The organism is Chryseobacterium sp. (assembly GCF_022712095.1).
Taxonomy (GTDB): Bacteria; Bacteroidota; Bacteroidia; order Flavobacteriales; family Weeksellaceae; genus Chryseobacterium.
Genome location: NZ_JALAHD010000304.1, coordinates 1 through 10,819, shown reverse-complemented (window position 1 = coordinate 10,819; position 10,819 = coordinate 1). Strand labels below are relative to the sequence as shown.

The 10,819-nt window shown below is 33.7% G+C and carries 8 protein-coding genes; 2 read left to right on the top strand and 6 right to left on the bottom strand.

The genetic code is table 11. The annotated features are described in order from the left end of the window. Positions 1-51: 51 nt before the first annotated feature. The 6 genes from Q0A18_RS15460 to Q0A18_RS15435 all read right to left on the bottom strand — a co-directional run bounded on the left by Q0A18_RS15460 (position 52) and on the right by Q0A18_RS15435 (position 8,551). Positions 52-873, bottom strand: a complete 822-nt coding sequence (locus Q0A18_RS15460) for a class I SAM-dependent methyltransferase (protein ID WP_292011061.1) — start codon at positions 871-873, stop codon at positions 52-54. A 116-nt stretch (positions 874-989) separates the two neighbouring features. Next, positions 990-2,852 carry a tRNA uridine-5-carboxymethylaminomethyl(34) synthesis enzyme MnmG gene (mnmG, locus tag Q0A18_RS15455; RefSeq protein ID WP_292011060.1) on the bottom strand — a complete coding sequence of 621 codons (1,863 nt, stop codon included), beginning with the start codon at positions 2,850-2,852 and terminating at the stop codon, positions 990-992. A 58-nt stretch (positions 2,853-2,910) separates the two neighbouring features. Continuing rightward, positions 2,911-3,330: an rRNA maturation RNase YbeY gene (gene ybeY, locus Q0A18_RS15450; RefSeq protein WP_292011059.1), complete on the bottom strand. Its 420-nt coding sequence runs from the start codon at positions 3,328-3,330 to the stop codon at positions 2,911-2,913. Positions 3,331-3,334: 4 nt separating this feature from the next. Beyond that, positions 3,335-5,491 carry a patatin-like phospholipase family protein gene (locus Q0A18_RS15445; RefSeq protein ID WP_292011058.1) on the bottom strand — a complete coding sequence of 719 codons (2,157 nt, stop codon included), beginning with the start codon at positions 5,489-5,491 and terminating at the stop codon, positions 3,335-3,337. Between the two features lies 1 nt (position 5,492). Then, entirely contained in the window at positions 5,493-7,934 is a 2,442-nt protein-coding gene (locus Q0A18_RS15440) for a bifunctional UDP-N-acetylmuramoyl-tripeptide:D-alanyl-D-alanine ligase/alanine racemase (RefSeq protein WP_292011057.1), read from the bottom strand. Positions 7,935-7,963: 29 nt separating this feature from the next. Beyond that, positions 7,964-8,551, bottom strand: a complete 588-nt coding sequence (locus Q0A18_RS15435) for a thymidine kinase (protein WP_292011056.1) — start codon at positions 8,549-8,551, stop codon at positions 7,964-7,966. A 61-nt stretch (positions 8,552-8,612) separates the two neighbouring features. On the opposite strand from Q0A18_RS15435, the gene Q0A18_RS15430 reads away from it, so the two are divergent. Continuing rightward, the gene (locus tag Q0A18_RS15430; protein WP_292011055.1) at positions 8,613-10,079 is read left to right on the top strand and encodes a hypothetical protein; all 1,467 of its coding nucleotides are present in this window, start codon (positions 8,613-8,615) and stop codon (positions 10,077-10,079) included. 2 nt (positions 10,080-10,081) lie between these two features. Then, a complete protein-coding gene (rsmI, locus tag Q0A18_RS15425) occupies positions 10,082-10,756 on the top strand; it encodes a 16S rRNA (cytidine(1402)-2'-O)-methyltransferase (protein WP_292011054.1) in 675 nt (224 codons plus the stop codon). The last annotated feature ends 63 nt before the right edge of the window (positions 10,757-10,819 follow it).

Sequence of the window (10,819 nt, the reverse complement as noted above, 5' to 3'; positions counted from 1 at the left end):
GTTCAAAATTGATGAAAATTGACTTTCAGAAATACCTTTAAAATCGATTTTCTATCTTTTTTCGATAATGTATATCAAACTTGAAAATTCGTTCGAAAAAAGGGCTTTTATGTTCGAAATTGATCCGTAGATGGTTGCTTTAAACCAAAAAAGAGGTGATTTCTTATATTTTTCGCTTAGCATAGAAATATAAAATGAATCAAGGACTAGTGGTTTTATTTTTCTCATTTTCCAATCCGGATTTTGTGAAATGAGATTTTCCATTCCTTTTTTAGAAAAATGATAAATGTGTCTTGGAACATCATAGGCGGCCCAATATTCTTTGTAGTGTTTTGCATCATAAGAAGTAGGGTTGGGAACGGCAATAATAATAAGTCCTTTCTCTTTTAATTTACTGTGAAAGATTTCAAGCATTTCATTTTGATTTTCTATATGTTCGAAAACATGCCATAAAGTAATAGCATCTAAACTTTGATTTTCTATGATAGAAATATCATCAATAATTTTTGCTTTTGTAATTTTATTTTGCGCTGCTTTTCTTGCATCAGGATCAGGCTCAAATCCTAATGTTTCAAAATCATTTTCAATGAATCTTACAAATTCTCCGGCACCACATCCATAATCTAAAACTTTAGCTCCTCTTTTAATTCTATCCAGAAGGATGTTTTTTTTATACCTGAGATTGAAAGATTGCAAGAATTTATATATCTTTTCTTTCAAACTTCCGGAATCCTGGTGATGAGAAATATAATCTTCACTTTCATAATATTTAGAAATATTTGATGGAATAGGGGAGGTTTTAAAAACTCCTTTGGTTTCTGTTTCTTTAATTTCAAATGTTTCCTGTGAAAGAAAATGATCTTTAATTTTCATTAGCGTATATCTTTTTCAAATTAAAAATTAAGATATTCATGGGTTTTAATAACGTTCATAAATATCTTAATTTTCTTTTTTATTGTTTAAATGTTTCACGTGAAACATATTTAATTTTATCTTCCTAAATAGACTAATAAGACATTGATATCTGCAGGAGATACTCCGCTTATCCTACCAGCTTGTGCAATAGTCTTAGGTCTTACGTTATTCATTTTTTGCTTTGCTTCTGCAGAAAGGCTTGTAAGCTTCATATAGTCGAAATCTTCAGGAATTTTAATATTTTCCAGGCGATTCAGTTTAGCTACATTTTCTTTTTCCTTTTCAATATAGCCTTTGTATTTAATATTGATTTCAGCCTGCTCTCTTACTTCGGTATCAAACTGAGAAGCTACTTCTTTTATTATTTCTATATTTTCAAGCTTTTCCAGTGTCATATTAGGGCGGGTAAGAAACTGTGCTGCCCTATAAGCCTGGTCTACAGGATTACTTTCAATAGTTTCCAGTATAGGATTGATAATACCCGGTTTTAAAGATGTTTCCCGAAGAAAGGTTTCAAGTTCTTCACTTTTAGCTACTTTCTCTTCAACTCTTTTTAGTCTCTCTTCTTTAGCTAAACCTAATTTATAAGCTTTTTCAGTAAGTCTGATATCTGCATTGTCCTGTCTTAATAATAACCTATATTCGGCACGGGAAGTAAACATTCTGTAAGGTTCCTCTGTTCCCTTTGTGATAAGATCATCAATGAGCACACCTATATAAGCTTCATCTCTGTTGAGAATAAATTCATCTTTTTCGTGAACTTTATTATGAGCATTTATTCCCGCTATTAATCCCTGTCCTGCTGCTTCTTCATAACCTGTAGTACCATTAATCTGTCCTGCAAAATATAAATTTTCAATCAGTTTTGTTTCTAAAGTATGTTTTAACTGAGTAGGAGGGAAGTAGTCATATTCAATAGCATAACCAGGTCTGAAAACTTTTACATTTTCAAATCCGGGAATCATTTTCATTGCTTTGATCTGGATGTCTTCAGGCAGGGAAGAGCTGAAACCATTTACATAGATTTCTATTGTTTTCCATCCTTCAGGTTCTACAAATAGCTGATGTCTTGTTCTCTCGGCAAAACGATTGATTTTATCTTCTATACTCGGGCAGTATCTTGGTCCTAAACTTTGTATTGTCCCATTGAACATAGGGCTTCTGTCAAAGCCTGATCTTAAGATATCATGTACAGCTTCGTTTGTATAAGTTATATGACAACTTCTTTGCTGGGTTAATTTAGGCGTATCAAGATAGCTGAACTTTTGAGGGTTCTCATCACCTTTTTGTTCTTCCATTTTAGAGTAATCGAGACTTCTTCCATCTACCCGGGGAGGAGTTCCTGTCTTCATTCTTCCGGCTTCAAAACCTAAAGAAACGAGTTGCTCCGTAATTCCAAATGCTCTGGGTTCACCCATTCTTCCTCCACCTAATTGTTTATCTCCAACATGGATTAAGCCATTAAGAAAAGTACCATTGGTAAGAACTACAGACTTAGCTTTTATCTCAATTCCAAGAGAAGTTATGACTCCTGTTACTTTATTATTTTCTACAATAAGCTGTTTAACCATATCTTGAAAGAAATCAAGATTGGGGGTATTTTCAAGAGCAAGGCGCCATTCTTCTGCAAATAACATTCTGTCATTTTGAGTTCTTGGAGACCACATGGCAGGGCCTTTTGAAAGGTTAAGCATCTTGAACTGTATAGCTGATTTATCGGCTACAATACCGGAATAGCCACCCATTGCATCTATCTCTCTTACGATCTGTCCTTTGGCGATACCTCCCATTGCTGGGTTACAACTCATTTGTCCGATAGTCTGCATGTTCATGGTAACAAGCAGTGTTTTTGATCCTAGATTAGCAGCAGCAGCAGCAGCTTCACATCCCGCATGACCTGCACCTACTACTATTACATCATATATTTCTGAAATCATTTTCTGAAATTTTTGTGATATAGATTTGAACTTAACTTTAAATGTTTCACGTGAAACATTAGCTAAAATTCTCTCTAAATTTATTTAAATAAAAATCTTCTTTATACCTCATTTCTTTCTCTTCTTCCCTAGTTTTGTCTTTATATCCGCATAAGTGAAGTATGCCATGGGCAAGAACTCTTTTTAATTCTTCTTCATAATTTTTAGATAGGGTAGAAGCGTTGTCTGAAATGCGCTGCAAAGATACGAAAATCTCTCCGCTTATGGTTTTACCTTTTACATAGTCGAAAGTTATAATGTCTGTATAATAATCGTGCTGTAGGTAATCCTGGTTTATTTTTAATAAATATTCATCATCACAGAATATATAATTAAGTTCGCCCAGTTTTTTATCTTCGGAAAGAATAATATTTTCCATCCATTTTATATAATCTGTATTGACAGATTCCGGTAAGTTTTCGTAAAAGAATTGTATCATTGTTTTAAAACCAGTGCCCTAAAATTACACTGAATATTCCTGTTTGATTATCTCTGAGTGAGTGACTGAAATTAATTTTTATTTGTCCGAAAGGAGATTTATAACCTGCGGTAATTCCTACGGAGCTATAATTAAGTTTTGCTGCATCTTCAAAACTGATGTCATTGGAAAGATTGGCAAATGAAAAATTACCGGTTAAAAAATAATTCTTATTAAATTTAAACTGCAGATCATTGGAAATTAAGACAACATTGTTAGTGTTAAGCTGGGCAAAATAAAAACCTCCCAATCTTTTAAAGTTAGCAACGTTCTGTTCGAATATTCCTCCTAATCTGAATTGATAGAAATTAGGTAATTCTTCGCCAATAGTTATTCCTCCATATAAATTCAAACGATAAGTAAATTGTCTGGATAAGGGAATATTAATTTTAATATCTGCTTTAATCTGTACCGGCTTATCCTGAACTTCTGAGCTGAGAAGATCTATAAGTTTTCCCTCAGCAGCTAAATAAAATCCTTTTGTAGGAAAATCTTTATCATTTTGGGTATCACTTTTAAGAAAAACATAAGGATTTAAATACCTACTGTAATTTTCATTATCACCATTGATATTGGATTCAAAATAATCATAGCTTATTCCTCCTCCTACAGCAAATTTGTCTTTCCATACAGATTGAATATAAGCTTCATTCCGCAGATGTCTCCATGTCTCCAGTGTATTATTTTCATTGTTTTTAATATCAAAATCCATTCCTGATGAATAAATTCCAAATCCCGGAATATATCCGTTATCTATAAAATAATTGAAATAATATCGTGGTTTGTCACCAACCACTACATCTAATGAAAGGTTGGTATTTTTAAATAAAAGCCTTTTTGCAGAATAATTAAGTAATAAACCTGTCTTAAAAACTTCATCATAATGCAATCCAACTTTTAAAAAATGGCGAGTTTCATCCTCCGTTACGTATAATTTCAGATAATTAGCATCATTTTCAGGAACAATATCGTAATTGATAAAACGATAATTGTTGGTGGCAATAAGCCTGTCTATTTTTTTATTGATGCTTCCATAAGTCTGCATAGAAGGGAAGCGTAAACCCATTTTTCCCAGAACATAGTTTTTCCCATAAATTTTCCCGCCAATCAGTGCTAGACTATCAATCTTATATACGTTGGAATATATTGGATTTACAGCTTGTCTGAGACGGTCAAATGAACGTTTAGGCAGTTCATTCAATATAGAAGCATATTTTAAACCTTCTGCATATCCGCTGTCAAGGATTTTTTTCTTTTCATCATAGCTTGTGGCAGACATTCCTTTGAGGTTAGGCTTGATATTGATATCCGTATATTTATACTGTTTTCTTGTATCTTTCTGGATACCGAAATCAATAACCTGATTAAGAATAGCAATGATGTTATTAAGGTCTTCTCTTGTGGATAGATCCTGATTTAAATCTACACCTATAACAATATCGATTCCTTTATCTTTTAAGGGTTTTGAGGGATAGTTAACGGTCATAGCTCCATCTATATAAATACTGTCACCAATTTTAACAGGATCCATCAAAGAAGGGAAAGCAGAGCTTGCCATAATGGATTGTACAAGGTCTCCCTTTTCAAATATCTGCATATTTCCGCTTTCAAGATTGGTCGCTACACACATAAAAGGTATCGGCAGCTGGGAGAAATCCTGAATATTGGATACGTTTTTGAAAAGCTCTTTAAGAAGATATACATTTTTCTGTCCGGTACTTATAGAGGAAGGTAAAGTTACCTTTCCGTTTTTTAGGGGAATGGAAAGGATATATTTATCCACTGTTTTATTAAAAAATGTACTTTCCTGACGGGATTTGGGATCCATAATGAGAGAATAAAAATCGGTATCCATCACTATTTTTTCAATATCTTTTCCTGTATATCCGGAAGCATAGAGCCCGCCTACAATAGCTCCCATACTGGTCCCTGAAATATAATCCACTTTTACGCCTAACGAATCCAGAACCTTCAAAACTCCTACATGGGAAAAACCTTTAGCACCTCCACCGGCCAGTGAAAGTCCGATTTTTGGATTTTTGGGAATTACAAGACCCTCTTTTACCTGGGAATGAAATAAAAGCAGTTGAAATGAGAATAAAAGGAACAGGATTTTTTTCATATTAATCTTTTATATAGATTCGCTTTACACGGGGTGATATGGACGTTAATACTTCATATGTGATGGTTTTGCAGTATTCTGCAAATTCTTTTAAGCTTGGTTTGGCATTAAAAATAGTTACTGTATCTCCTTCTTGTACATTCGCTATATTGTCTACATTGATCATCATCATATCCATGCATACATTTCCTACAATAGGAGCAAGAGTTTTATTAATTCCTACATTTCCTACCTGATTACCGATTAATCTTGGGATTCCATCAGCATATCCTACAGGAACAGTTGCTATTTTAGTATTATGATCTGTTTTATAACGTCTGCTGTAACCAACCGATTCACCGGTTTCTACCTGGGATATCTGAGAAATTACCGTTTTGAAACTTACACAGGACTGCAGCTGTTTCTGGATATCCGGATTGGAAGATTCACCAAGCATTCCAATTCCAATTCTTACCATATCATATTGATTATCAGTATAATTTGTAATTCCTGATGAATTTAAAATATGACGTATAGGAGTATAGCCTAATTTTTCAATTAAGTAATTGGAGTTTTTATTAAAAGTATCCAGCTGTTTCAAAGTAAATTCTTTTTCACCCGGCATATCTGAAGACGATAAATGGCTGTAAATACTTTGAACCTTAAGATTCTTATTGCTTAATGTTTCACTTAACTGATCTAATTCAAAGTCTTTAAAACCAAGGCGATGCATTCCTGTCTCAAGCTTGATGTGGATAGGAAATTTTTTATCATATCCTGATTTTTGAACAGCTTCATAAAATAATTCCAATACCCTGAAACTATAAATTTCCGGTTCCAGATTGTATTCTATGATAGATTCATAGCTATGCTGTTCAGGATTCATTACCACAATAGGAGTGGTAATTCCCTTTTTACGAAGTTCAACGCCTTCATCGGCAATAGCTACTCCAAGGTAATCAATATGATGATGCTGAAGAAATTCAGAGATCTGGTAGCTTCCCAAGCCATAAGCATTGGCTTTTACCATGGCCATCATTTTAGTTCCGGGTTTCAGTAAAGATTTATGGTAATTGATATTGTGAAGGATTGCATTTAGATTAACTTCCAGGACAGTATCATGTTTTCTGAGCTCCAGGATATCTTTAACTTTTTCTATTTCAAATTTACGAGCTCCTTTTAATAAAATAATCTGATTTTCTATTTCATTAAGTCTTTTACTATCAATAAGTTCATTAGTATCATTGAATGTAAAGGTTTTAGATTTGAAAAGATTACCGTATTGGGTGATATCACTGCCTATTAAAAATACGGAGTCAAAATTCTGCTCGTTTACGAGTTCCGAAACTTCTTCATATAAATCTCTGGAATCTGATTTGGCACCTACAATATCAGTTAAGATAAGAGATTTTTTAGGTTTATTATATTCATTTAAGAATTGAAGGGCCGTTTTAAGGGAATCCATATCCAGATTAAAAGAATCATTGATAATGATATTGTTTTTTGATCCTTCAATGGCTTCCAGTCTCATTTCAACAGCTTTCAGAGCATTTATTTTTTCAATGATCCTGTCATTTTCAATTCCTAATTGTTTTAAAACGGTTATCAGTGCTAAAGCATTGGTTAAAGTAGCTTCATCTCTTTGGTGAACCGGAAACTGAAGTTCATCATCAAAGTATTTTACCGTTATCTTTTCGTCTTTGTTATTTTTGATGAAGACCTCATTGATATCCTTAAGTCCGTATGATACCAGTTTTTTACTTGAATATAAGCTTTTTATTTTACTGTTTACCAAATCATTATCTCCATTATAAATAATGATTTCCGAATCTTTAAAAAGTTTTATTTTTTCGTCAATCAGTTCTTCTTCGGATTGGAAATTAGCAGCATGCGCGGTTCCTATGTGGGTAAGCAATCCGATCTGAGGATGAAAGATATGCTCTAGCTTCTGCATTTCTGCAGGTTTGGAAATTCCGACCTCAAAGATTCCCAGCTTGTGGTTATCATTAATTTGGAGAAGGGAAAGAGGAAGACCGATTTGAGAATTAAAACTTTTCGGACTTTTTACAGTAGGAAATTCATTCCACAGACATTGGTAAAGCCATTCTTTAAGAATTGTTTTTCCGTTACTTCCTGTAATTCCTACTGATTTTAAATGAGAATTTTCGAAATGATATCGGGCGAGTTCCTGCAAAAAATCTATTGAATTTTCCACAATGATCCAGGTTACTCCCTCAAACTGCGGATACTGATGTTCTGAAATAATAATTTGAATTCCTCTGTCAATAGCAGCTTCAATAAATTTTTCTCCCGAATTTTTCTTAGTGTTAATTGCAATGAACGCTGTATTTTTTGTTGAATAAATAATTCTGCTATCAAAAGCTATATTTTTGATAAGTAAATCTTTATCACCAATAATTTGAGCGTTGGTGATGGCTGCAATTTCTTTAACTGTATAATTCATAAGTCAGTAATCAACTAAATGATTTCTTATTATTTCTTTTTTGAAAGTACTTCATCAATAAAAACCCTGCGGCTTACTGCTTCATAACTTTCTGTTTCTCCGAGCTCTACCAAATTATTTCCTGAAGAAGTTCTCATGGAATAATTGGCCAGGTTACCTGTTCTTTTACATATGGCATGTACTTTTGTAACGTATTCGGCGGTAGCCATCAAATTGGGCATAGGCCCGAAAGGACGCCCTAAAAAGTCCATATCCAATCCAGCTATAACAACTCTTATTCCACTATTGGCTAATTGATTGGCAACATCTACAATACTTTCATCAAAAAACTGAGCTTCATCGATTCCTACGACATCACAATTCGATCCCAACAAGATAATTTCATTGGGATTTTCCACTGCGGTACTGCGAATTTTATTCTGATTATGAGAAACTACATCCTCTTCTGAATATCTTGTATCCGTCTTTGGTTTAAAAATTTCCACATTCTGCCCCGCCATTTCTGCTCTTCTCAGCCTCCTGATCAACTCTTCGGTTTTTCCGGAAAACATTGAGCCACAAATAACTTCCATCCAACCGCTTTGTTTGGAATGATTAATTGTATTTTCTAAAAACATTTGTTAAATTAGCCGTAATATTTCAACATCAAAAGTAAGCAATTTTTAACAAGATTCTTATATGCAAAACATTCAAGATTTAAAGGAAAAGATTTTTTTTGAATCCAAGAATATCATAGATATTCTGGACAAAATAAATAATGTAGATGAATTACTTTCTAAGCAGGATTTGGTGGATGAGCTTGCCAACAGAATCTCTTTTTTGAAACTGCTTGAAAGAAATATTGAGTATTTTATTCCGGATAATATATCTCAAAATATTGATAATCAGGATGAGGTTTCAATGATTCATGAAGAAGCGGAAAATCAGGATTTAGGTAATGAAGTTATTGAAGAAGAAGCCATATTTAACAATGAGCTCAATGAAATTGATGAAAATGAGAATGACTTTACCAATCATCAAGAGAATGAGTCTGCTGAAAATGAGAATATTGAGATTAGTACAGAATCAGAATCTGTCCTTGTTGAAAGCGATTATTCGGAAGACCAAAATACAGCTTCAGAAATTATAGAAGAAGAAGTTCTTTTTACCAATCAGCTGAATGAAATCGATGAATTTGAAAATGAGATTTCTGATGACCGGGAAGCTGTGAGTAATTCTTTTGAAGAACAGGAAATTCAGGAGCGGTTTGAGCAGAAAGCAGAAGTCAGTCCTGAAATTTCAGAGCCGGAAAGTTTAGCAGTATTGTCAGAAGATGAAATTCTGGAGGAAGAATTTTTAATTGAAGAAAGTGAAGAACAGTTTATTTCCTCAAAATTTAGTGTGGAACAAGGGGAGATGGTAACTGATACTTCCAATATGGAAAATCTTATCAGTGAGATTGAAGATGAAGCTCAAATTGAAGAAAAGCAGGAGGAGATTATTCTTTCGGAAGAAAATGAAGAACAGCCTGTCTCTTCAAAATTTAGTATGGGACAAGGGGAAATGATAACCGATACATCCAATGTGGGAGGCATTATTAGTGAAATTAAAGATGAAGTACGAACTGAGAAAAAACAAGCAGAAGTTATTCTTTCCGAAGAAAATGAAAAAAGAAAAATAGTTGAAATAGAAAATACTCATGATCCGGTGGAAAGGGAAAGACCTGCTTCAGAGGAAAGTTTTGAAGAGCAGGACGAGTATAATCATGAGAAAAGAATAAAGCTGTCTCATATTAAAGGATTGAAAAATATTCAGACTTTATTTGATGATGATCCTTTGGAAAGAGAAAATCCTATCATTTCATCATCTGAAAAAACTGGTGATGCAGGAAGTCTTCTTAAAGCTAATGTTCCTACTCAATTTATGGAAGCTGAAAAAGCTAAACCGGAATTCAGACTGGATCTGAATGATCGAATTGCTTTTTCAAAAACACTCTTCGGAGGAAGCCAATCCGAATTGAATGAAGTGGTTGCTGAGCTTAACCGTTTCAAAAATCTGGATGATGCCAAAGAATATCTGAGCGAGCTTTATTATGCTAAAAACTGGAAAAAAGTGGATGAATATGCTCAAAGATTGTGGTTATTGGTAGAAAATAAATTCTTATAATTTTGAGCGGTATTCTTTATTTTGTTCCTACTCCGGTTGGAAACCTGGAAGACATGACTTTCAGAGCAGTTAACGTATTGAAAGAAGTAGACTATATTTTGTGTGAGGATACCAGGACCTCAGGAATTCTTTTAAAGCATTTCGAAATTTCAAAACCTTTAAAATCCTATCATTTACATAACGAACACCAGGCGACAGAAAAAGTAATTACTGACCTGAAGAACGGACAGAATATCGCCCTTATCACTGATGCCGGAACACCGGGCATTTCTGATCCGGGATATTTATTGGCTAAAGCCGGTTCTGATCATCAGATAGAAATGATATGCCTGCCGGGTGCTACTGCTTTTGTTCCTGCTTTAGTGGTTTCAGGACTTCCCAATAATGAATTTTTATTTGCCGGATTTCTTCCCCAGAAAAAAGGAAGACAAACGAAACTTAAGCAATTGGCTGAAGAGAAAAAAACAATTGTATTGTATGAAAGTCCTCATAAGATCAATACGACTTTAGAACAGATCAAAGAGTTCTTCGGTGAAGAAACAAAAGTAAGTTTAAGCAGGGAAATTTCTAAGAAGTTTGAAGAGACTAAAAGAGGAACAATCAATGAGTTAATTGAGTTTTCGAAAAGTAAAACTTTAAAAGGTGAAATTGTTCTGATCGTGAATAATTCAATTTAATTCTAAGTAATTTACTTTCAGATTTCACTATTTTAATTTTTGAAGAATAGATAAAATATTCAT